The organism is Actinokineospora diospyrosa (assembly GCF_024171925.1).
GTDB classification, from domain to species: Bacteria; Actinomycetota; Actinomycetes; order Mycobacteriales; family Pseudonocardiaceae; genus Actinokineospora; species Actinokineospora diospyrosa.
Genome location: NZ_JAMTCO010000018.1, coordinates 136,855 through 159,256 on the forward strand (window position 1 = coordinate 136,855; position 22,402 = coordinate 159,256).

23 protein-coding genes and 1 pseudogene are annotated in these 22,402 nt (G+C 70.8%); 3 read left to right on the plus strand and 21 right to left on the minus strand.

The window, feature by feature from the left end:
* The first annotated feature begins 185 nt into the window (after positions 1-185).
* Positions 186-740 carry a PadR family transcriptional regulator gene (locus LV75_RS31315; RefSeq protein WP_253890974.1) on the plus strand — a complete coding sequence of 185 codons (555 nt, stop codon included), beginning with the start codon at positions 186-188 and terminating at the stop codon, positions 738-740.
* Between the two features lie 7 nt (positions 741-747).
* On the opposite strand, the gene LV75_RS31330 is transcribed toward LV75_RS31315, so the two are convergent.
* Positions 748-2,256: a S8 family serine peptidase gene (locus LV75_RS31330; protein ID WP_301320129.1), complete on the minus strand. Its 1,509-nt coding sequence runs from the start codon at positions 2,254-2,256 to the stop codon at positions 748-750.
* A 124-nt stretch (positions 2,257-2,380) separates the two neighbouring features.
* Positions 2,381-3,148 carry a class I SAM-dependent methyltransferase gene (locus tag LV75_RS31335; protein ID WP_253890975.1) on the minus strand — a complete coding sequence of 256 codons (768 nt, stop codon included), beginning with the start codon at positions 3,146-3,148 and terminating at the stop codon, positions 2,381-2,383.
* A 128-nt stretch (positions 3,149-3,276) separates the two neighbouring features.
* Between LV75_RS31335 and LV75_RS31340 the strand changes: the two genes are divergently transcribed.
* Positions 3,277-4,128, plus strand: coding sequence for a VOC family protein (locus LV75_RS31340; protein WP_253890976.1), 852 nt, complete (start codon positions 3,277-3,279; stop codon positions 4,126-4,128).
* A gap of 96 nt (positions 4,129-4,224) precedes the next feature.
* Here the strand turns inward: LV75_RS31340 and LV75_RS31345 are convergent, their stop codons facing one another.
* The 5 genes from LV75_RS31345 to rpsB all read right to left on the minus strand — a co-directional run bounded on the left by LV75_RS31345 (position 4,225) and on the right by rpsB (position 8,306).
* On the minus strand, positions 4,225-5,130 hold the full coding sequence (locus LV75_RS31345) for a phosphatidate cytidylyltransferase (protein WP_301320130.1): 906 nt from the start codon (positions 5,128-5,130) through the stop codon (positions 4,225-4,227).
* Between the two features lie 26 nt (positions 5,131-5,156).
* Entirely contained in the window at positions 5,157-5,714 is a 558-nt protein-coding gene (gene frr, locus LV75_RS31350; protein WP_253890978.1) for a ribosome recycling factor, read from the minus strand.
* A 43-nt stretch (positions 5,715-5,757) separates the two neighbouring features.
* A complete protein-coding gene (gene pyrH, locus LV75_RS31355; protein ID WP_092776524.1) occupies positions 5,758-6,483 on the minus strand; it encodes a UMP kinase in 726 nt (241 codons plus the stop codon).
* Between the two features lie 85 nt (positions 6,484-6,568).
* Positions 6,569-7,384, minus strand: a complete 816-nt coding sequence (gene tsf, locus LV75_RS31360; RefSeq protein ID WP_253890979.1) for a translation elongation factor Ts — start codon at positions 7,382-7,384, stop codon at positions 6,569-6,571.
* Between the two features lie 79 nt (positions 7,385-7,463).
* The gene (rpsB, locus tag LV75_RS31365) at positions 7,464-8,306 is read right to left on the minus strand and encodes a 30S ribosomal protein S2 (protein ID WP_253890980.1); all 843 of its coding nucleotides are present in this window, start codon (positions 8,304-8,306) and stop codon (positions 7,464-7,466) included.
* Positions 8,307-8,657: 351 nt separating this feature from the next.
* Between rpsB and LV75_RS31370 the strand changes: the two genes are divergently transcribed.
* On the plus strand, positions 8,658-9,203 hold the full coding sequence (locus LV75_RS31370) for a M23 family metallopeptidase (RefSeq protein WP_253890981.1): 546 nt from the start codon (positions 8,658-8,660) through the stop codon (positions 9,201-9,203).
* 61 nt (positions 9,204-9,264) lie between these two features.
* On the opposite strand, the gene LV75_RS31375 is transcribed toward LV75_RS31370, so the two are convergent.
* The 14 genes and pseudogenes from LV75_RS31375 to rimM all read right to left on the minus strand — a co-directional run bounded on the left by LV75_RS31375 (position 9,265) and on the right by rimM (position 22,394).
* Complete coding sequence (locus tag LV75_RS31375) at positions 9,265-10,101, minus strand: FliA/WhiG family RNA polymerase sigma factor (RefSeq protein ID WP_253890982.1); 837 nt, start codon at positions 10,099-10,101, stop codon at positions 9,265-9,267.
* A gap of 70 nt (positions 10,102-10,171) precedes the next feature.
* Positions 10,172-11,062, minus strand: coding sequence for a tyrosine recombinase XerC (locus LV75_RS31380; protein WP_308211079.1), 891 nt, complete (start codon positions 11,060-11,062; stop codon positions 10,172-10,174).
* Between the two features lie 577 nt (positions 11,063-11,639).
* On the minus strand, positions 11,640-12,761 hold the full coding sequence (gene dprA, locus LV75_RS31390) for a DNA-processing protein DprA (RefSeq protein WP_253890983.1): 1,122 nt from the start codon (positions 12,759-12,761) through the stop codon (positions 11,640-11,642).
* A gap of 402 nt (positions 12,762-13,163) precedes the next feature.
* Positions 13,164-13,283: pseudogene (locus LV75_RS31395) on the minus strand (magnesium chelatase subunit ChlI family protein); the annotation flags it as partial.
* A 272-nt stretch (positions 13,284-13,555) separates the two neighbouring features.
* Positions 13,556-15,070, minus strand: coding sequence for a YifB family Mg chelatase-like AAA ATPase (locus tag LV75_RS31400; protein WP_253890984.1), 1,515 nt, complete (start codon positions 15,068-15,070; stop codon positions 13,556-13,558).
* On the minus strand, positions 15,070-15,426 hold the full coding sequence (locus LV75_RS31405) for a YraN family protein (protein WP_253890985.1): 357 nt from the start codon (positions 15,424-15,426) through the stop codon (positions 15,070-15,072). Before LV75_RS31405 ends, LV75_RS31400 begins: the two co-directional genes overlap by 1 nt.
* Before the next feature lie 130 nt (positions 15,427-15,556).
* A complete protein-coding gene (locus LV75_RS31410; protein ID WP_018682033.1) occupies positions 15,557-15,880 on the minus strand; it encodes a DUF2469 domain-containing protein in 324 nt (107 codons plus the stop codon).
* Between the two features lie 39 nt (positions 15,881-15,919).
* Positions 15,920-16,669: a ribonuclease HII gene (locus tag LV75_RS31415; protein ID WP_372504268.1), complete on the minus strand. Its 750-nt coding sequence runs from the start codon at positions 16,667-16,669 to the stop codon at positions 15,920-15,922.
* Positions 16,666-17,544 carry a signal peptidase I gene (lepB, locus tag LV75_RS31420; RefSeq protein WP_253890986.1) on the minus strand — a complete coding sequence of 293 codons (879 nt, stop codon included), beginning with the start codon at positions 17,542-17,544 and terminating at the stop codon, positions 16,666-16,668. The genes LV75_RS31415 and lepB (LV75_RS31420) overlap by 4 nt, the downstream gene beginning before the upstream one ends.
* Positions 17,545-17,553: 9 nt before the next feature.
* Positions 17,554-18,510, minus strand: coding sequence for a signal peptidase I (gene lepB / locus LV75_RS31425; RefSeq protein ID WP_372504270.1), 957 nt, complete (start codon positions 18,508-18,510; stop codon positions 17,554-17,556).
* A 61-nt stretch (positions 18,511-18,571) separates the two neighbouring features.
* Complete coding sequence (gene lepB, locus LV75_RS31430; RefSeq protein WP_372504272.1) at positions 18,572-19,486, minus strand: signal peptidase I; 915 nt, start codon at positions 19,484-19,486, stop codon at positions 18,572-18,574.
* A gap of 1,095 nt (positions 19,487-20,581) precedes the next feature.
* Positions 20,582-20,941 carry a 50S ribosomal protein L19 gene (gene rplS / locus LV75_RS31435; protein WP_018682038.1) on the minus strand — a complete coding sequence of 120 codons (360 nt, stop codon included), beginning with the start codon at positions 20,939-20,941 and terminating at the stop codon, positions 20,582-20,584.
* Between the two features lie 125 nt (positions 20,942-21,066).
* Positions 21,067-21,837 (minus strand): tRNA (guanosine(37)-N1)-methyltransferase TrmD, encoded by a 771-nt coding sequence (trmD, locus tag LV75_RS31440; RefSeq protein ID WP_253890988.1) that lies wholly within the window; start codon positions 21,835-21,837, stop codon positions 21,067-21,069.
* The gene (gene rimM, locus LV75_RS31445) at positions 21,837-22,394 is read right to left on the minus strand and encodes a ribosome maturation factor RimM (protein ID WP_253890989.1); all 558 of its coding nucleotides are present in this window, start codon (positions 22,392-22,394) and stop codon (positions 21,837-21,839) included. The genes trmD and rimM overlap by 1 nt, the downstream gene beginning before the upstream one ends.
* Positions 22,395-22,402 lie beyond the last annotated feature (8 nt).

Consider the following 22,402-nt stretch of genomic DNA (forward strand, 5'->3'; position numbering starts at 1 on the left):
CCCACCACCCAGGGGAGAGAAGAATGCGTGTCTCACACGATCACGACCACCAGCGCCACGAACACCAGCGCCACGAACACCAGCGCCACGAACACCACCGGCGCGAGCACCAGCGCGGACCTTGGCGCAGGCACCACCACCGCGGCCGACCCGAGTTCGCCGTGGACTTCGGACCGGAGGATGAGATGACCCCGCCCTTCCCGCCGATTCCCCCGTTCCCGCCCGGCCCGCCGTTCGGGTTCGGTCGGCGCGGCCACAGCAGGGGCCACGGGCGCGGCAGGGGCAGGCGGGGCGACGTGCGCGCCGCGCTGCTCGCACTGCTCACCGAACGGCCGATGCACGGCTACGAGATGATCCAGGAGATCGCCGAGCGCAGCGGCGGGTTCTGGAAGCCGAGCCCCGGCTCGGTCTACCCCACGCTGCAGTTGCTGGCCGACGAGGGCTTGGTCGCCGCGATCGACGGCGACGGCGGCAAGCGGCTGTTCCAGCTCACCGAGGACGGCACCGCCGCCGCGGCCAAGCTCGACACCCCGCCGTGGGAGCAGGTCGCCGCGGGCGTCGACCGCACCGAGATCGGCCTGCGCGAGGCGCTCGGCCAGCTGGCCGCCGCCGCGATGACGGTGTCCCAGGCAGCCACCTCGGAGCAGAAGTCCCGCGCGGCCGACATCCTCAACAACGCCCGGCGCGAGCTGTACGCCCTCCTCGGCGAGGACACCCCCGCCGAGGAGGACAACGACTAGCGCGCGGTCAGCCGAAGGACAGCACCCACTGGTCGAGCCGACCGGTGCCGGTGCGGACCTGGTCGCTCACCCGCAACGTCCACGCGCCGTTGCGGTCGCCCCCGGGCGGGGAAATGGCGTAGATCTTGCGGAGGGGGCCCACCGGGTCCGTACCGCCGACCTGCTCCAGCTCGTACACCCGGCCCAGCGGGTCGACCAGGTCGATCCGCAGGTCGTTGACGTCCGCGTGGTCGAGGTAGACCCGGACGCGGCCGGGGGCACCGGTGGGCGGGCAACCGCCCACCCCGATCACCGAGGTGGCAGTCGTGCCGTTGTCGGGGATCACGACATCGGTGGTGTTGGCGCCACCGCGGCACGTGGGGACCTCCGGATCCAGCGGGTAGGCCACGTTGGCCAGCTGGTTAGGGCTACCGTCGCCGGGCGAGAGAACCGCGCCGGTGACCATGGCCCTGCTTAGCGCGACACGCACGTCGGCAGGCATCGCGAACGGATTGCGCGCGATGTAGCCCGCGACGATCCCCGCCACATGCGCGGCGGCGACGGACGTGCCGGACATCCGCACCTCTTGGCCCAAGCGGCCCAGAGAGGGGATATCGCTGCCCGGGGCGAAGAAGTCCACGCACCGGCCGTAGTTCGACCAGGCGGGCCGCGTGTCCGTGCGGTCGGTGGCCGCCACGGTGATCGCCTCGCTCACCCGCCCAGGGCTGAACCCGCAGGAATCCGCGCTGTCGTTGCCCGCGGCGACCACATAGGTGAACTCGGCGTCGATGGAGCGCCGAACCGCCTCGTCACCCGCCCCGGCCTGGTCCATGGTCACGCTCATGGTCACCACGGCCGGGCGGGTGCCGTTGCGGGTGACCCACTCGACGGCGTCGAGGACGTGCGAATCGCGGCCGAGCCCGTCACAGCCGAGCACCCGCAGTGCGACCAAGGCGGTTTCCTTGGCCGCGCCGTGGGTCTTGCCGCCGACGACGCCCGCCACGTGGGTGCCGTGGCCGTGGCAGTCGACGCCGGTACCGCCGAGGAAGTCGGCGCCGACGCGGGCCCGGGTGCCGAACTCGGCCTGGTTCGACGTGATCCCGGAGTCGATCAGGTAAGCGGTGGCCCCGGCGCCCCCGCGTGAGGCGAAGGGGCGGTTGTCCAACGGCAACTGGCGTTGGTCGAGCCGGTCGAGCCCCCACGGGACAGCGGCTTGGGCGGCGCGAGCGGTGCCGTCTTGGTAGACCGTGCGCACCAACGGGTCCGCGGCGAGCCGCGTCGCTTGGCTCGCTGTGAGCCCGCGAGTCGAGAAGCCATAGAGGGTGCTGCGGTAGTAGGACTGCGGCGTACCGCCATAGCGACGGGACAGCGTCGCAGCGGTGCGATCCGGTTGGGCTGTCGAGGGATTGAGCACGACAATGTAAGAGCCCGGGATCGGCTTGGTCGCGACGATCACCGGGCCCTGGGCTGCTTGCGCGACAACCGTGCCGCTCAGCGCTAAGCCTAAGAGGGATAAGAGCAGGAACAACCGACGCATCAGATCTCCAACCAGTCGGCCCCACCACGGGCAGGGCGACCGTGGTGTGCAGGTTGAAGATGCCGTGAACCACGCAACGGGGACAATCGTGGCGGCAAAGATCCGGGCCCTGATCTTTTCCCAGTCAGCCGACGATCAGGCCACGGGGCTTGCGGCGGACCAGGACGCGGTAGCCCACGCTGAACTCCAGACCGGGCGTGTCCGCGATCGCCCGTGCCGCCACCGGCGCGGAGAACTCGATGCGCAGCACGGCTTCCAGCGTCTCCCGGTCCGGGAAGCGCCACGTGGTCGCGACCCGGTGGCGGTCGAACCCGGAGATCTCGAAGAAGCGGTCGACCTCACCGGTGTCGTAGTCGGGCAGGTCGGCGCGCATCCACCGGCCGTAGGGCGGCGCGGCGGCGTCGAGGTCGACCACCACGAGGGCGCCGCCGGGGCGCAGCACCCGGTCCGCCTCGCGCAACCCGGGTTCGCAGCCGGGGCCGAAGAAGTACGCCGTGCGCGCGTGCACCACGTCCGCGCTCGCGTCGGCGACCGGGATGTCCTGGGCCGAACCGAGCGCCACGGCGACCCGGGGCACCCCGCCGATCCGCGCCTTCGCGCGCTCGACCAGCGGTGGGTGCGGCTCGACGCCGAGCACGGTCGCCGCCCGCTCGGCGAAGCGCGGCAGGTGGAAGCCGTCCCCGCAGCCCACGTCGAGGACGTCGCCGGTCCAGTCGGCGAGGCCGTCGAGCAGGGCCCACACCGCGCCGTCGGCGTCCTGGGCGCGGTTCTCCGCCTCGTAGACCCCCGGCCAGTGCCAGATGTTGGGGCTGGGCACCACCTCGGCGGCCCGCAACGAGGTGGCCAGCCGCTCGCGCGCCCGCGCGACCAATCCCCTGCCAGCCAGACCCATACGACAAGAAAAGCACAAGTCGTGCCCACCGGGTCGCCTGGTCAAACGCGGAGAAGATCACCACCCGGCGGTGGCTGACGCAACCACCCGACCGGGTTAGTGTCCACTTGACGCGCAAGGAGGTCGCCATGATCCCAACCGACGCGATCAGCGCCGTTGAAGAAGTGCCGGAAGGCACCCCGGGCAGACCCTGCTGGGTCGAGGTGGCCACACCGGATCCCACCGCCAGCAGCGAGTTCTACCGCGGGTTGTTCGGCTGGACGGTGCGCGTCGGTGACGACGGGTACGCGATGGCCTACGTAGAGGACATCGCGGTCGCGGGCCTCTATACGCCGCAAGGCGGGCAACCCAGCCAGTGGACGCTGTACCTGACAGTCCACGACACCGGCAACACCACCGAGCGGGTCTTGCAGCTGGGCGGGCAGATCCTCACCGCACCGCGGGAGATCCCGGGTCAAGGCGGACTTCTCATCGCCACCGACCCCAGCGGCGGACCCATCGGCTTCTGGCGCCAAGACCGCGGCTGGGACCTGGGTACCGGTTTCCCCGGCGCGTTCACCTGGGCCGAACTCAACACCTGGGACGGCGCCGCCGCCGACGGGTTCTTCCACCACCTGTTCGGCTTCGAGCAGACCCAGATCGGCGACGGCGACAACTTCGACTACACCAGTTGGCGGCTCAACGGCGACGAACTGCTCGGCAGGCTCCGGATGGGCCCGGAGTTCCCGGCCGACCAGGCCCCGTACTGGATGGTGTTCTTCGAGGTCGACCCCGAGATCGGCGCGGACGCCACGGCGGCCCTCGCGGTCCGGCTCGGCGGCCGGGTCACGGTGCCGCCCTTCGACTCCCCGTACGGGCGGGCGGCCGTGCTCGCCGACGTCACCGGCGCCGAGTTCACCGTCCTCGACCGCTCACTGGCGATCAGCGTGGTCCCCGAAGAGGAGATCGGCGCCGAAGTCGACGACCCGTACGACGACTGAGCCCATTCCTCCCACCACCCACCCCCACTTCCCCACCCAGCATCGTCCCCGGCTTGGCACGCTCGCCTATAGAGAGCCGCGGAGGACGTGGCGGGCCTAGCTCGGGATGAACAGCCGCAGCAGCAGCCAGGACACGACGGCGGACGGCAGCAACGAGTCCATCCGGTCCATGAGGCCGCCGTGGCCGGGCAGCAGCGTGCCCATGTCCTTGATGCCCAGGTCCCGCTTGATCACCGACTCGACCAGGTCGCCCAGCGTGGCGGTGGCGACTAGGGCGGCGCCGAACACCACGCCCTGCCACCACTGGCCGTCGAGCATCAGGGTGACGGTGAGCGCCCCCGCGACGACACCGGCGACCAGCGACCCGGTGAAGCCCTCCCAGGACTTCTTCGGGCTGATCGTCGGTGCCATCGGGTGCTTGCCGAACAGCACACCGGCGATGTAGCCGCCGGTGTCGGAGCTGACCACCAGGATCAGGAAGCACAGCACCCGGTACGTGCCGTCCGCGGGGAGCACGAGCATCGCGGCGAACGAGGCGAACAGCGGCACGTAGGCGGCGGTGAACACCGACGCCGAGGCGTCCCGCAGGTACCCGGCCACGCCACCGCGCAACCGCCACAGCAGGCAGGCGAGGATGGTGACCACGAACGCGGCGAGCACCCCGTCGCGGCCGAACGGCCACGACAGCCACACCATGGCCTGCCCACCGAGCAGCACCGGCCACAGCGCGACCTCGACACCGGCACCCCGGCGCAGCGCCCCGGCCAACTCCCAGGTGGCCACGGCGACCGCGAGCGCCACCACACCGACGAAGGTGTGCCGCACGGTCAGCAGCGAGGTCAGGATGACCGCGCCCAACCCGACCCCGACCCCGATGGCCGCGGGCAGGTTGCGACCCGCGCGGGGGGTCCGCGCGGCGGTCGGGCCGCCGGTGTCCGCGGCGCTCACCGGTGGGTCCCCGACCGAATCATGCTCCAGCTCCCCAACGGGTCCGGCCACCATCGCGATCCCTCGTCCGTGCGCGGAGGTCAGACCTCCAGCAGCTCGGTTTCCTTGTGCTTGACCAGCTCTTCGACCTGGTGGACGTACTTGTCGGTCAGGTTCTGCAGCTCCTTCTCGGCGCGGGCGACGTCGTCCTCACCGGACTCGCCGTCCTTGACCAGCCGGTCGAGCTCCTCCTTGGCCTTGCGCCGGACGCTGCGGATCGAGATCTTGGCGTCCTCGCCCTTGGTCTTGGCGACCTTGACCATCTCCCGGCGCCGCTCCTCGGACAGCTGCGGGATGACCACCCGGATCACCGTGCCGTCGTTGCTGGGGTTGACCCCCAGGTCCGAGTCGCGGATCGCCTTCTCGATGGTGTTGAGCGCGCTGACGTCGTAGGGCTTGATGATCGCCATCCGGGCCTCCGGGATGGCGACGCTGGCGAGCTGGTTGAGCGGGGTGTACGCGCCGTAGTACTCGGCGGTGATCCGGGAGAACATCGAGGGCGTCGCGCGGCCGGTGCGGACCGCACCGAGGTCGTCCTTGGCCACCGACACCGCTTTTTCCATCTTTTCCTCGGCGTCGAGGAGTGTCTCGTCGATCAAGGGTGCTCCTTGTCCATCTCCCGGCGAACCGGCTCGCCAGGGGTCACGCGGTTGGCGTACTGACCAGCGTGCCGATCCTCTCACCACGCACCGCGCGGGCGATGTTCCCCTCCGTCAGGAGGTTGAACACGATGATCGGCATGTTGTTGTCCATGCAGAGGCTGAACGCGGTCGCGTCGGCCACCTTCAGGTCCCGCTCGAGCACCTCGCGGTGGGTGATGTCGGTGAACATCTTCGCGTCCGGCGTGGTCTTCGGGTCGGCGTCGTAGACCCCGTCGACCGCCTTGGCCATCAGCACCACGTCGCAGCCGATCTCCAGCGCGCGCTGGGCGGCCGCGGTGTCGGTGGAGAAGTAGGGCATGCCCACCCCGCAGCCGAAGATGACCACGCGGCCCTTCTCCAGGTGCCGCTCGGCGCGGCGCGGGATGTAGGGCTCGGCGACCTGGCCCATGGTGATGGCGGTCTGCACCCGCGTGTCGATGCCTTCCTTCTCCAGGAAGTCCTGCAGCGCGAGGCAGTTCATCACCGTGCCGAGCATCGCCATGTAGTCGGCCCGGTCGCGGTCCATGCCGCGCTGGCTCAGCTCCGCGCCGCGGAAGAAGTTGCCGCCGCCGATCACGATCGAGGTCTGCACACCGCCGCGGACCACGTCGGCGACCTGCCTGGCCACGGTGAGCACCACGTCGGGGTCGACGCCGATGCGGCCGCCGCCGAACATCTCGCCGCCGAGCTTGAGCAGCACGCGGCGGAAACTGCCGTTCTGAGTCACGTAGACCCCTCCTCGTGACTATGCCCCGCCCTCGGGGATCCGGGGGCGGGGCACAACCCTAATCACTCCAGGTGCCGCGGGCGGGTCAGGACTGGCCGACCTCGAACCGGGCGAAGCGGGTGACGGTGACGCCCGCGTCGTCGAGCAGCGCCTTGACCGACTTCTTCGAGTCGAACACCGAGGACTGCTCGAGCAGCACGACGTCCTTGTAGAAGCCGTTGACCCGACCCTCGACGATCTTGGGCAGCGCCGCTTCCGGCTTGCCCTCCTCGCGGGCGGTCTCCTCGGCGATGCGCCGCTCACCGTCGACGATGTCACCGGGGACCTCGTCGCGGGTCACGTAGCGCGGCTTCATGGCCGCGATCTGCTGCGCGGTCTGCTTGGCCACGTCGTCACCGGCACCGGTGAACTCGACCAGCACACCGACCGCCGGGGGCAGGTCGGAGGCGCGCTTGTGCAGGTAGGTGCTGACCGTGCCGGTGAAGTTGACCACCCGGCGCAGCTCCAGCTTCTCGCCGATCTTGGCCGAGAGGGCCTGCACCGCGTCGTCCACGGTGGTGCCCTCGAGCGGGGCGGCCTTGAGGGCGTCGAGGTCGGCGGCGCCGGAGGACTTCGCGGCGGCGACGATCTTGTTCGCCAGCTCCTGGAACTCCTCGTTCTTGGCGACGAAGTCGGTCTCGCAGTTCAGCTCGACCAGCACACCGCCGTCGGCGGCGACCAGGCCCTGTGCGGTGGCGCGCTCAGCGCGCTTGCCGACGTCCTTGGCGCCCTTGATGCGCAGGATCTCGACTGCCTTGTCGAAGTCGCCCTCGGTCTCGGTGAGCGCCTTCTTGCAGTCCATCATCCCGGCGCCGGTCAGGTCCCGGAGCCTCTTGACGTCGGCCGCGGTGAAGTTCGACATCGTGCGTTTTCCGTCCTTCTTCGGGTACGCGCGTGGGGGTGGTACCCCGGCGGGCCACCGGCCCGCCGGGGTGTGCTGATCAGGACTCGGCCGGGGCGTCGGTCGCGTCGGCGGCCGGGGCCGCGGGCTGCTCGGCCTCGGCGGCGACGGGCTCGGCGCCCGCGAGCAGCTCCTGCTCCCACTCGGCCAGCGGCTCGGCGGCCGCCTCGGGCTTGTCCGAGCCGTTGCGCGCGCCGGAGCGGGCGATCAGACCAGCGGCGACCGCCTCGGCGACGACCTTGGTCAGCAGCGCGGCGGAGCGGATCGCGTCGTCGTTGCCCGGGATCGGGTAGTCGACCTCGTCGGGGTCGCAGTTGGTGTCGAGGATCGCCACGATCGGGATGTGCAGCTTGCGCGCCTCACCGACGGCGATGTGCTCCTTCTTGGTGTCCACGATCCAGATGGCGGAGGGGACCTTCGCCATGTCGCGGATACCGCCGAGGGTGCGGTCGAGCTTGTCCTTCTCACGGGTGAGCATCAGGATCTCCTTCTTGGTGAGACCCTGGAAACCGCCCGTCTGCTCCATCGCCTCGAGCTCCTTGAGGCGCTGCAGGCGCTTGTGGACGGTGGAGAAGTTGGTGAGCATGCCGCCCAGCCAGCGCTGGTTGACGAACGGCATCCCGACCCGCTTGGCCTCGCTGGCGATGGCCTCCTGCGCCTGCTTCTTCGTGCCGACGAACAGGATCGAGCCACCGTGCGCGACGGTCTCCTTGACGAACTCGAACGCGCGGTCGATGTAGGTCAGCGTCTGGCGCAGGTCGATGATGTAGATGCCGTTGCGGTCGGTGAGGATGTACCGCTTCATCTTCGGGTTCCAGCGGCGGGTCTGGTGCCCGAAGTGCACGCCGGAATCCAACAACTGCTTCATGGTGACGACGGCCATGGCCGGTTACGCACCTCTTCGTTCGGGCGCGCGCGGCTGGTTGGGCCGGGCGCGCGATGCGGTTCGCGGCGGACCCGGTGGGACCGCCGCCCTGGTGCCGTGCGGACGCCCGGACCCGGTGGTGTGAGCACCATCGAGACCGCCGGGCGTCGGTGACCGCGGTCCGTGGGACCGTGGACGCGCACTGGCACGCGAAGTCGTCCGGTGAAGACCACAGGACGCGGGGCAAAGTGTACGCCGGGTGTGCTGGAGATCCGGAATCGGATTCCGACTCATCCACAACCCCACCGGTTGTCCACAGATCCCGACCACCCCTGGCGCCGCCCCGACCACCCCCGCCATCGTGGTCGCATGCGACTTGACCTGCGAAAACTCGCCGCCCTGCTGGTGAGCTCCCTGCTGCTGTGGACCAGCGCCGCGGCCGCGGCGGTTGTGCCGCCCGTGCCCCTGTTCGCCGTGCCCGACCCACCGCGGCGGTGGACCTCGGCGTACGCGTCGCCGCTGCTCCCCGCGCGACCGGTCGCCCGACCGTTCCTGGCGCCCGCGCACCCGTACGGACCGGGTCACCGCGGGGTCGACTTACCCGGCGCCGTCGGCGAGCCGGTGCACGCCGCGGCCGACGGCGTGGTGGCGTTCGCGGGCGTCGTGGTGGACCGCGGGGTGGTGTCAGTGCGGCACGCGGGCGACCTGCGGACCACCTACGAGCCGGTGACGCCAGTGGTCACCGTTGGCGCTGCCGTGCACCGGGGCGACCAGATCGGTCTCTTGACCGCAGGCCACCCGGGCTGTGCGGAAGCGCCCGCGTGCCTGCACTGGGGCTTGCGCCGGGGCAAGGAGTACCTGGATCCGCTCATCGCCTTGCACCGCCCGCGCGTCCGGCTCCTGCCGAGCGTGTGACAGCCCTATAGACACTCGCCACTCGCTGGCGGCCTTCAGCGAACTCGACGAAAGGAGGTGATCAGACCTCGGCGGTCTCCATCAGCTTGGCGCGCAGCCGCAGCACCGCCCTGGTGTGCAGTTGGCAGACCCGGGACTCGGTGACGCCGAGGACGCGGCCGATCTCGGCGAGGGTGAGGTTCTCGAAGTAGTAGAGGGTCACCACCACCCGGTCGCGTTCGACGAGCAGGCCGATGGCCTCGGCGAGCTGGCGGCGGTTGTCCTGGTCGACCAGCAGCGCGACCGGGTCCTCGGCCGCCTCGTCCTCGAGCACGTCGGCCAGCGAGTTGATGCCCCGGCCCGCGGCGGCCAGTTCGTCGAGGGCGACGACGCTGGTCAGCTGGAGCTGGGCGTAGACGTCGCGCAGTTCGCCGACGGACAGACCGAGCTCGCTGGCGAGCTCGGCGTCGTTGGGGGTGCGCTGCAGCTTGGCGCCGAGCCGCTCGATGCCGCGCTCGACCTCGCGGGCCCGGCCGCGCACGGTGCGCGGGACCCAGTCCTGGGCGCGCAGGTCGTCGAGGATCGCGCCGCGGATGCGCTGCATGGCGTAGGTCTCGAACTTGAGGCCGCGCTCGGGCTCGAACTTCTCGATCGCGTCGACCAGCCCGAAGATGCCGGACTGGATCAGGTCGGAGACGTCGACGTGCGCGGGCAGGCCGGTGCCGACCCGGCCCGCGACGTACTTGACCAGCGGGGCGTAGTGCAGCACGAGCCGGTCGCGCAGGGCCTGGTCGCGGCCCTGGCCGAAGCGGCGCCAGAGCGCGACGATGCCCGCCTCGACGTCATCGGCGGTGCGGTGGTCGCCGGGCAGCACCCCGGAGGTCTGGCCCTCGCCGTAAGGGGCGGCGTTGCCTCTCACCTGGTCCGCCGGTCCAGCGGACCCGCCTGCCCGCGATGGCCGCGCCGATGCCCGGGTGCCATTCCCGCGGTCATCGGGAACGGGGGTGGGTACGGTCATGGATCGCCTTCAGCCGTTCGACGGTCACGTGGGTGTAGAGCTGCGTCGTTGAGAGCGTAGCGTGACCGAGTAACTCCTGGACGCTACGAAGGTCCGCACCTCCTTCGAGCAGGTGTGTCGCCGCTGAGTGACGAAGGCCGTGCGGAGCGAGGTCCGTTGCCCCCGGCACGGCGGTGGTCACCCCATGCACGATACGCCGTACGGCGCTCGGGTGGAGCCTCCCGCCGCGAGTTCCCAGCAACAGTGCCCCGGGGGAATCGGCCCGGACAAGTGACGGACGGCCCTGGTCGAGCCACAGCGACACCGCGGTCGCGGCCGGTACCCCGAACGGGACCACCCGTTCGCGGCCACCCTTGCCGAGCACCTTGGCCAACCGGTCCCGCAGGTCGAGGTCGGTCACGTCGAGTCCGCACAGCTCCGAGACCCGGACCCCGGTCGCGTAGAGCAGCTCGACCACCGCGTGATCACGCAGTGCGACGGGGTCCATCTCCCGCGCGCCCGCCGCCGAGGCCCGCATCACCTCGTCGGCCTGGTCTTGCCGCAACACCGCGGGCAGCACCCGCTGTCGCTTGGGCGCTACCAGCCGCGCGCCCGCGTCGGCCGACAGGTACCCCTGCCGGTGCGCCCACGCGGTAAACCCGCGCGCGCCAGCCGCCCGCCGGGCCAGGGTCGTGCGCCCGACCCCGGCGTTGTGCTGCGCGGCCAACCACGCCCGCAGCCCCGGCAGCCGCACACCCACCCCGTCGAGCGCTCCGTCGGACACCCCGTCGATGTCGATTCCCCCGTCAATCCCCCCGGCTAGCGCAGTCGCCGGGGCCCCGGCACGGGCTCCGGTCGGGGTGGGCACCTCGGTCACGGCCACGTCGTCGTCCAACGCCGGTCGGGGGTCGCGGGATTCCCCGGCGGGGGGATCTGCACCCGGATTCGTGTCGCCACAGTCACCATGGTCGTACGGAACGGAGTCGCCGTTTCCCGCCATCCTGGCAAGTTGCGCATTGGCACCCACTGTGCCTGCCGGGTGACCACCCCCGCTGACCTCCGCTTCCGCGGCGCCCCCCGGCTGATCACCTTCGCCCAACGGTGGACTGAATTCACCCGATTGAGGGTCATCGGCCGCGCTGATCCCGGCCAAGAACCCCAACAGGGACACCGCGTCCCCCAGGTAGGCGCGGACCGTGTGGGGGGAGTGGCCGCGCTCGTGGGTCAGGTGCCGCTCGTACTCGACCAGGGCTGCCCGCACCGGCCCGGGCAGCCGATCCCGAACGGCGACCAGGTCCACCCGGGGGGTCCGCCCCCCGTGACCCCGACCCCCGGCAGCCCCACCATCAGCACGCGACACCCCGCCACGCTGCGGTACGAACCAGGCGTGGTCAAGCATCGCCACGCCCCAGCGGCCACGAACATCAACTCCCGCCCCGGCCCCGCGCGCGGATTCGGCGTCAAGTGCCCAGCCAGCCCTCCTCCGCGCGGGTGGCCAGCCCGGTGAGTTCGAGTTCGGGGAGCAGGGCCCGAACCCGGCCCAGCGGGACCCCGGACGCCCGGGCCAGGTGTTCCGGCGTGGTGGGGGTGGCACGGGACAGGGCGTCGTGGAGTTGAAGCGCTTGCGGGGACAGGCCGTCGGTCGGGCGCGGGGGTGGTGGTGCTTGCGGATCGGGCAGATCGCCGATGGCGCCGATGGCCTCCAAGATGTCGGGGACGGAAGTGGCGAGGGTCGCGGTGCCGGAGCGGATCAGGTCGTGGCAGCCCTGGGAGACCGGCGAGCTGACCGGCCCGGGAACGGCCAACACGGCCTTGCCCAAGGCCGCGGCAGACGCAGCCGTGTTCCGAGCCCCACTGCGACGCCCGGCCTCCACTACGACCGTGCCAACGGCCAAAGCAGCGATGAGTCGGTTGCGGACTAGAAAGCGGTACTTCGCGGGCGTAGTACCCGGCGGGTACTCGCTGATGACCGCCCCCTCCTTGGCCACGTGATCAAGCAGCGTCGTGTGCGCGGCCGGATAGCTGATGTCCGCGCCACAAGCCAAGATGGCGAGCGTCGTGCCACGGGCGGCGAGGGCACCCCGATGCGCGGCGCCGTCGATGCCGAAAGCAGCACCGGAGACGATGGTGACGGACTGACCGGCGAGCTCGTAGGCAAACTCAGCGGCTGTGTGCTCGCCATAGGCACTCGCGGCTCTAGCGCCGACAACAGCCGCGGACCGCCTGACTGCGTCGTCGAGCAGAGCAGGCCCACGGACCCACAACGCCAGCGGTGGCGCCGCCCACCGGAGCCCACGATCGCGCGCATTGGCGAGCGGCAACAAAGCCCACGCGGGCCACTCGTCATCCTCGGGCGTGACAAGCCGAATCCCCGCATCGGCCGCCTTGGCCAAATCCTCAGCCGCGATGTCCTGACCCACCCGAGCCGAAGTCTCATCGAGGACAGCCCGCGGCACCTCACCCCGCCGCACCAGTTCGGCGGACTCGACAGGCCCGAGGTGCTCGACCAGAACACCGAGCGCCCCCGCGGGCGGCTCCGCTACCCGGGACAAGTAGGCGCGGGCCAACCGGACCTCATCCACCGCTCCTCCCCCACAGCGGGCAACCGCGCACCACAGCCCGCCCCCGGGCCACGACGAACTTCACCCGCACTCCCCCGGCTCTGGTCGGCACCACGCGCCACTCACCGGGAACAGGGCATGCGGGAACCACTACACGACTCATCGATGTCTCCTCACTCAAAGGGCTGCACAACAACGGAAATCAACAAACGGGCTATTCGCACTCAGGCGACTTCGCGGTCGCGGAGATCAAGGGCCGCCACCACGTATTCGCAAGTTGGCTGCGGGCACCTACCAGGTCGGATAGCGGCCAAGTCGCACGGAGGCAACGGTCAGCACCTCGGACTGCGAGCGATGGTGTCCTGCGGACGAGCGAAACTCGCGACGGCAAAGCAGAGTCGGGAAAGAACGGGACTACGGCACTCAGGCGACCTTGCGGTCACGGAAATCGAGGGCGGCCATGACGTGATCGCGGGTTGGTTGTGGGGTACCTGCGAGGTCGGACAGGGTCCAGGCGACGCGGAGGCAGCGGTCAGTGCCTCGTACTCAGAGCGATGACCTCCAGCGAACGAGCGAGCTCGCGGCGGCGAGCAGGGCCAGGAAACAAGGGCTAACCGCACTCAGGCAACCTTGCGGTTACGGAGATCAAGGGCCGCCATGACGTGATCGTGAGCTGGCTGCGGGCACATACCAGGGCGGATAGGGCCAAATAACACGGAGGCGCGGTCAACGCCTCGGACTGAGAGCGGTGGCCTCCTGCGGGAGAGCGAACTCGCGGTGGCGAGCAGGGTCGGGAAAGAACGGGACTACGGCACTCAGGCGACCTTGCGGTCACGGAAATCGAGGGCGGCCATGACGTGGTCGCGGGTTGGTTGTGGGGTACCTGCCAGGTCGGACAGGGTCCAGGCGACGCGGAGGCAGCGGTCGGCGCCTCGGGCGGAGACGGCGCCTGCGGAGAGGGCTCGGTCGAGGAGGGCGGTGGTCTCCCGGGGGAGGGCGAACTCGCGGCGGAGGGCGGGGCCGGGGACTTCGGCGTTGGTGTGCCAGCCGTGGGCGGACCAGCGGTGGGTGGCTCTGGCCCGGGCCTCGGCGACGCGGGTGCGGACGGCGGTGGTGGTTTCCGGTTCGGTGTCGGCGGTGCGGGACATGGCGGTGATGGGGCGGGTTCGGACGCGCAGGTCCACGCGGTCGAGCAGGGGGCCGGACAGCCGGGCGGCGTAGCGCCTGCGGGCTTGGGGCGGGCAGACGCAGTCGGCGTCCCTGGGCGGGGCGCACGGGCAGAGGTTGGTGGCCAGGACGAGTTGGAACCGGGCCGGGTAGACGACCACGCCGTCGCGGCGGGCGAGGCGGATCTCGCCTTCCTCCAACGCGGTGCGCAGCGCCTCCAAGCGATCTGACGCGAACTCGGCAGCTTCGTCCAGGAAGAGCACCCCGTAGTGGGCCCGGCTGATGCCGCCGGGTTTCGCCAAACCGGAGCCACCGCCGACCAGGGCCGCGATGGAGGCGGTGTGGTGCGGCGCGACGAACGGGGGTGCGGTGATCAAGGGTGAGTCGGTGGTCAGGACGCCCGCGACGGAGTGGATGGCGGTGACTTCGAGGGCCTGTTCGGACGACAGCCCGGGGAGCAGACCGGGCAGGCGGCGGGCGAGCATGGTCTTGCCGGTGCCGGGCGGGCCCGCGAGCAGGACGTGGTGACCGCCCGCGGCGGCGACCTCCAGCGCCCAGCGGCCCTCGGGCTGCCCCACGACGTCGACCAGGTCGGGGTGGTCGGTCGTCGGGGCGGTCGGGGGAGGGTCGGGCACGCAGAGGGCGTCAGCGGCGCCCTGGGCCCACGTCACCACCTCGGCCAGGGTGCCCGCGCCCAGGACCTCCATGCCGCTGACGAGGGAGGCCTCGGCGAGGGCGTGCGTGGGCACGATCGCCCGGCGCAACCCGGCTCGGCGGGCGGCGAGCAGGCACGGCAGGACCCCCTTGACCGGGCGCAACCTGCCGTCCAGGGCCAACTCGCCGACGAGGACCGTGTCGCTGAAGGCCTCAGGCGGGAGTCTGCCGTCAGCGACGAGCATGGACACCGCCAACGCCAAGTCGTAGCCCGAGCCGCCCTTGGGCAGGGCTGCCGGGGACAGGGCGAAGGTGACCAACTGGTCCGGCCAGACCATGCCGCTGTTGCGCACGGCGGCGCGGACGCGGTCCTTGGCCTCGTTCAGCGCGGCGTCAGGCAGCCCGACGATCTGGGTGCGCGGCCTGCCGCCGCCGATGTCGGCCTCGATCTCCACCGGGATGCCGTCCACCCCGGACAGGGCCACCGACCACACTCGCGACAGCACCATCAGAACACCCCGCGCAGGTGCCGGACGGTCGGCTCGTCGTCGCGCGGTAGGAGAACCGAGACGATGTCGAAGCGGATCTCGACCGGGCCGATGCCGTTGTCGAGCCGCCAGCGGCGCGCGAGTGCCCGGACGCGGCGGGCCTTGTCGTCGGTGACGGCCTCGGCGGGGCCGCCGTAGTGGGTGCCGGTGCGGGTCTTGACCTCGCACACCACCAGCCTGCCGTCGTCGCCGCAGATGACGTCGAGCTCACCGAGCTCGCACCGCCAGTTGCGGGCGAGGACGACCAGCCCGCTGCTCGCCAAGTACCGCGCGGCGATGTCCTCGCCGCGCGCCCCCACCTCGAGGTGTCGTGCCACGTCCGCTCCCGGTCCGGGTGGTGGGCGCGGCGGTCGCCGGGCCCACCACAACGGTGCGGGGTGGCGGTGCGGGTCGGCCAGGGGTGCTGGCGAACGGTGGACAACCGGTGGGGTTGTGGATAACTCGGGATCAGCCGCTGAAGGGGCCGTCCTCGGGCAGCCGGAGATCGGGTTTGTCGAGCTCCTCGACGTTGACGTCCTTGAAGGTGATCACCCGGACGTTCTTGACGAACCGGGCGGGCCGGTACATGTCCCACACCCAGGCGTCGGACATCCGCACCTCGAAGTAGACCTCGCCGTCGGCGTCACGAACCTGCACGTCGACACCGTTGGCGAGGTAGAACCGCCGCTCGGTCTCGACCACGTAGGCGAACTGACCCACGATGTCGCGGTACTCCCGGTAGAGCTGCAGCTCCATCTCGGTCTCGTACTTCTCGAGATCCTCCGCGCTCATCTGCCGCGCGCCCCTCCTGGTCGTGACCTGTTCCGCCCGCTACTGCGGGGGTCCACCATTCTGGACCACGGCGGTCGCCGCCACACTCAGCGCCACCCGATGTGGCGCGCGCATCCCGTGGGCGACGCCCGCGGCGGCGACGTTGGCGTAGGACCAACGGTGTTCGTGGCTGGGGCCGTGCTCGCGCAGCGCGCGCGTGTGCAGCCCCGTGCAGTACCCCTTGTGCACGTCGAACCGGTACTCCGGCAACCGCTCGTGCAGCCCGGTCATGATCCGGTCCCGGGTGACCTTGGCCAGCACGGACGCCGCCGCGACGCAGGCTGCCGCCTGGTCGCCCTTGAGCACCGGCATGCTCGGCGCGGTCAGGCCGGGCACCCGGAAGCCGTCGACCAGCACGTACCCCGGGTGGGTGGTCAGCTGGGCCACCGCGCGCCGCATGCCCTCGATGTTGGCGAAGTGCACGCCGGTGAGGTCGACCTCCGCGGTGGGCACGACCACCACCGCGTAGTCGACAGCGCGGGCGCGGACCAGGTCGAACATCCGGTCGCGGGCGGCGGGGGTCATCAGCTTGGAGTCGGTGAGCCCGTCGAGGCGGGCAGCGTCACCGGGGCGCAATACGCACGAGGCGATGACCAGCGGTCCGGCACAAGCACCCCTGCCTGCCTCATCCACGCCCGCGACGGGTCCGAGTCCACGCCGGTGCAGTGCGGTCTGTAAACCCCAGGTGCCGGTGTCGCGCCGCAACACCGCGCGGGGTGGCCGCAGCACCTGCTCCAGCACCTCCGTCACCGCTTCCCCCTCCGTATCGGCAACAGCTCGCGCGACCGCCTGAGCAGCCACAACGTCGGCCACGCCGCGGCAAGGCCAACTCCCGCCGGTAGGGCTGCCTGCCATGCGGGAGCCGACAAAGCCTGCGGGTTGTGGTCGCCCACGCCTTGCCACCGCGACGGCGGCAGGATGATCGCGCGCACCTTGCCGATGACATTGTCCACCGGCACCAGCCCGTTCTGACCACCCCCACCCTGAACCCGGGAGTCGGCGGAGTTGTTGCGGTTGTCCCCCATGACGAACAGCTTGCCCGGGGGCACCGACACGGCCTTGAACTCGTCTTGCTGCTGGTTGCGCTCTGGATCCAAGTAGATGTAGGGCTCGTCGAGCGGTTTGCCGTCCACCAGCACGCGGTTGTCGTCGTCGCAGCACTCCACGGTCTGCCCGCCAACGGCGACGATCCGCTTCACCACGTCGTCTTCGTCAGGCGCGGCGAAGCCGAACTTCGCGCCGACCCCTTGCATCCACCGGACGAACCCGTTGTCCGAGCGGGGCGCGATGCTCTCCGACCGGTTCCACGTGTCGGGCCTGCTGAACACGACGACCTCACCGGGCTCGGGATCGCCGAACGTGTAGACGAGTTTGTCGACAACGACGCGGTCGCCGTAGCAGCCCGGACAGCCGTGCAGGGTCTGCTCCATCGACTCCGACGGGATCACAAACACCCGCGCGATGAACGACTGGATGATGATCGTCAGCACCAACGCGACTACGAGCAGGATCGGCAGTTCTATCCAGAACGGCCGCTTCTTACGCTGTCGCTTGGGTTTCGCAGCCCCCGAACTCTTGTCCTCAGGGGTCTCGTCATCATCGGGTGTGGAAGATCCTTCGGACACCGAGGCAGCCTATCCGGCGCGCTTACGGGAACCGCGCACCAGCACCCCGCGTAGTCGCCTACCGAGCCACAAGGTCGGCCACGCGGCGGCAATGCCAACACCCGCCGGTAGTCCTACCTGCCACGCCGGAACCGACAACGATTGAGCTTGCGGGTTGTGGTCGCCCACTCCCCGCCACCGCGATGGCGGCAGGATGATGTAGCGCGCCTTGCCAATGACGTTGTCGACGGGCACGAACCCGTTGGCCTTACCGCCACCCTGGATGCGCGAGTCCGCGGAGAAGTTCCGGTTGTCGCCCATCACCCACAACATCCCCGGGGCGATGGTGATCTTCTCGATCTTCCGCTGGTCCTCGTCGGGCCCGAAGGTGCGGTTGATGTAGGGCTCGTCGAGCGGCTTGCCGTCGACCAGGACGCGCTGTTGCTCGTCGCAGCACTCCACGGTCTGCCCGGCGACGGCGATGACCCGCTTGACCACGTCCTCGTTGCTCGGCTCGGCCAGGCCGAACTGCGAGCCGAAGTCCTGCAGCCAGGCCACGACCGCGTTGTCCGACCGGGTGACCGGGCCGTCGGCGTCCCAGGTGTCCGGCCGCTCGAACACCACGACGTCACCGGGCTCGGGATCGCGGAAGTAGTACACAACCCGGTCGACCAGGATCCGGTCGCCCGAGCAGCCGTTGCAGCCGTGCAGGGTCTGCTCCATCGACTCCGACGGGATCACGAACACCCGCGCGATGAACGACTGGATGATGATCGTCAGCACCAGCGCGACGCCGATCAGGATCGGCAGTTCCACCCAGAACGGGCGCTTCTTCTTCTCGGCCTTGGCGGACTCACCCGCCGCCGCCCCGTCGGTCCCGTCGGCCCCGCCTGCGTCGTCCGCGTCGTCCGACCGGTGCTCCCCGTCCGGGCCGGTGTCCGGTGTCGACCGCGCTGGGCCGGATTCGGCTGTGGTGTCCGGTTCGATGACGTCGAGATCCTCGGTGCCGCGTCCATCCCCTGGCACGACACCGTGTGCGTCCGACAAGCTATTCAGCCTTCCTGGGTGTGAGTGCGTACTTCACGCGGCGCGAGAGCCACAGCAACGGCCAGGCCGCGGCCAGACCGACCCCGAGCGGAACCCCCTGCTGCCACCCCGCCGCGGACAACCCCGGACCCGCCTGCGGGTTGTGGTCGCCGACCCCGCGCCAGCGCGACGGCGGGAGCACGATGTAGCGGGCCTTGCCGATGACCTTGCCCAGCGGGACCACTCCGCGTACACCGCCACCACCCTGGAAGCGGGAGTCGCTGGAGTTGTTCCGGTTGTCGCCCATCACCCACAGTGTGCCCTCGGGCACGGTAACCCGGGCGAACTCCTTCTGCGAGTTGGGGTTGCCGCCCTCCCAGTAGATGTAGGGCTCGTCGAGCGGTTTCCCGTCCACCAGAACGCGGTTCTGCTCGTCGCAGCACTCGACGGTCTGCCCGCCGACGGCGATGACCCGCTTCACGAAGTCGCGCTCGTCGGGCGGCGCGATGCCGATGAACGACCCCGCGTACCGCAGCGCGCGGGTGAACGGGTTGCCGCTCTCGTTGGCGGCGACGTCGTGCTCGGTCCAGGTGTTGGGGCCCTTGAACACGACGACGTCACCGGGCGTCGGGTCGCGGAACATGTAGACGACCTTGTCGACGAAGACCCGGTCACCGCTGCACCCCGGGCAACCGTGCAGCGTCTGCTCCATCGAACCCGAGGGGATCGAGTAAACGCGGCCGATGAAGTGCTGGATGAGGAACGTCAGCAGCAGCGCGACGCCGATCAAGGTGAGGATCTCGCGCCACAACGGCTGCCTGCGGGGCGGCCGACGGTGCCTACCGCCCTTGGGGCGTTCATCTTCGACTGTCTTAGCGCGCCTACGCTTGGAGGTCGAGGTGGGGATCTCTTGCGCGCGTGACCGCACTCGCGGGATAAGAGCGGTGAGATCGACGTCTTGAACGTCTGCGGGCGGCTTGGCCTTCGCAGCCTCTTCCGCTTCCGCGACCTCCCAGTCCGCGGGCTCGATGAGCTCCGATAGCTGTACCGACGGCTGGGCGCGATCCGGACCGACAGCGGGCAGGTCATTGCGAGACGGCGTGTCCGACGGAGCAGCAGGTCCAGGTGGAGCGGCAGGCCCAACAGCGGCGGGGAGGTCCGAACGGGAAGGCGGCCCCGCAACGGGAAGGTCCTGCCGGGAGCGCTGACCAGCCGGGAGGGCGATAGGACCGAGCGGGGGGAGGTCTGACCGCGACGGGGTGTCGGGTCGGCGCTGCGGACCGACCACTGGCAGGTCGGTCCGGGATCCACCGGGGAGGCGGGTCGGCGGCGGGTCCACCCGCGCGGGCGAGTACGTCGTCCGCGACACCGGGATCGTCTCGTCGGTGTCGTCGTCGGTCGGCACCATCTTCGAATGATGCGCGCCGGTGACCTGCGCCACATCACCAACGGGGGGTGGTGCGGGGGCGCCGCCCGGACGGGTGTACCCGTCGGGCTCGGGCCGCTTGCGCTCGGCGGCCGACTGCACGGCGGCGGCAGGGAACCACTCGGCGGACTGCTCCTCGGGCAGCGGCGCGCCAAACCAGAACTCGGGGTCGGCGGGCGCCACCTCGGGCAGGCCGGGCACCTCGGGGGCCGGCGGCTTGCGCCGGATCGGCTCGGTGCGGGCCTCGCGCGCGGGCAGCGGCTTGCCGTTCACCCGCGCGCCGTTGACCGGGGTCCCGTTGGCCGCGGCACCGGTCTGCGCCCCGTTGACCTGGGCAGGACCGACCTGAGCTGGACCGCCCTTGGCGGGGCCGACCGGGGCGCCGTTGACCTTGGCCCCGTTGACCCGGTGCCCGTTCACGTCGCGCTTGATCGGCTCCGTGTGCTTGACGCCCTGGTCAGCACCGGCCGCGCGCTCTTGATCGCGGGTACGGTCGACCGCCTCCCGACGGGAGTGCTCCGACTCTGCCACGGCGTCCGGTGGCACACGGTGAGGAGGGCGGTCGACCACGCACTTGAGCGTACGTGAGCGGGTGTGCTGGCCGCGTCAGGAAGCGGTCTGCGGCTCCCGCTTCTCCTTGATCTTGGCGGCCTTGCCGCGCAGCTCGCGCAGGTAGTACAGCTTCGCCCGGCGGACGTCACCGCGGCGGGCGACCTCGATCTCGGCGATGTTGGGGGTGTGCACCGGGAAGGTGCGCTCGACCCCGACACCGAAGGAGACCTTGCGGACGGTGAAGGTCTCGCGGATCCCGCCGCCCTGGCGGCGGATCACCACGCCCTGGAACACCTGGACGCGCGAGCGAGAACCCTCGATGACGCGAACGTGGACCTTCAGCGTGTCACCCGGGCGGAAGTCCGGGATGTCGGAACGCAGCGACTTGGCGTCCAGGGCATCCAGGGTGTTCATCGGTAGTCCGTCCTCGTCTTCGTCACGATGCTCGTACATCCCGGCCAGGGGCGGCGTCGTGCCGAACTGCCTGGCTCGGGTGGGCTGGTGGGCCGCGCCGGAGGCGCGACAACCCGGAAAGTATGTCAGACCGGGTCGGCGGACCCGAAATCGGCCCCCGCGCGCAGGGTGTCCAACATAGCTCGATCGTGTTTGTCCAGGCCACCCGGGGGGAGCGCGGCCAGCAGGTCCGGCCTGCGGGCGAAGGTCCGCTCCAGCGACCGGTCGCGCCGCCAGCGGGCGATCGCGGCGTGGTTGCCCGAGCGCAGCACGTCGGGCACCGGCCGCTCCCGCCACACCTCGGGCCGGGTGTAGCTGGGGCCCTCGAGCAGGCCGTCGGAGAAGGAGTCCTGCTGGGCCGAGACCGGGTTGCCCAGCACCCCGGGCAGCAGCCGGGCCACGGCCTCGACGATCACCATGACCGCGACCTCGCCGCCGACGAGCACGTAGTCGCCGATGGACACCTCGTCGACCGGCATCCTGGTCGCGGCGTCGTCGACGACCCGCTGGTCGATGCCCTCGTAGCGGCCGCAGGCGAACACCAGGTGCTCCTCGGCGGCGTACTCGTGCGCCAGGGCCTGGGTGAACGGCCGCCCGGCCGGGGTGGGCACGACCAGCCGCGGCGGCGGACCGGCGCAGACCTCGTCGAGCGCCTCACCCCACACCTGCGGCTTCATGACCATGCCGGGGCCACCGCCGTACGGGCTGTCGTCGACGGCCTTGTGCACGTCGTAGGTCCACCGGCGCAGGTCGTGCACGCCGAGGGTGAGCAGGCCGCGCTCGATGGCGCGCCCGAGCAGCGCGCCGCGCAGCGGCTCCAGGTACTCGGGGAAGATCGTGACGACGTCGACGCGCACTAGTCGGTCGCGCCTTTCGCTTCCACGGCGTCGTCCGGGTCGATCAGGCCCTCCGGCGGGTCCAGCACGACCCGGCCGCCGCGCACGTCGACCACGGGGACGATCTCGCGCACGAACGGGACCAGGACGTCGGTCCCGTCGCGGTCGATGACCAGCAGGTCGCTGCCGGGACCGTGGGTGATCTCGCGAACCGTGCCGACCCGAGTCCCGTCGACCAACTCGGCGGACAGGCCCGCCAGCTCGTGGTCGTAGAACTCGTCCGGGTCGTCGATGGGCGGGAGGTCCGCGGTGTCGGCGAGCAGGAGGGCCCCGCGCAGCGCCTCGGCGGCGGTGCGGTCGGGGACCTCGGTGAAGCGGACGAGCAGCCGCCCGGCGTGCTGCCGGGCGGCTGAGATCGTCAGCGGGCGGTGCGAACCGTCGCGCAGGCGCGCGGTCACGGTCGCCTCCAGTGCGAACCGCAACTGCGGGGTGTCCGTGCGCACGTCCACGGCGAGTTCGCCGTGGATGCCGTGCGCCTTGGCCACCCGGCCGACGGCGACCAGGTCTGGCTTGTCCATGAGCTCGA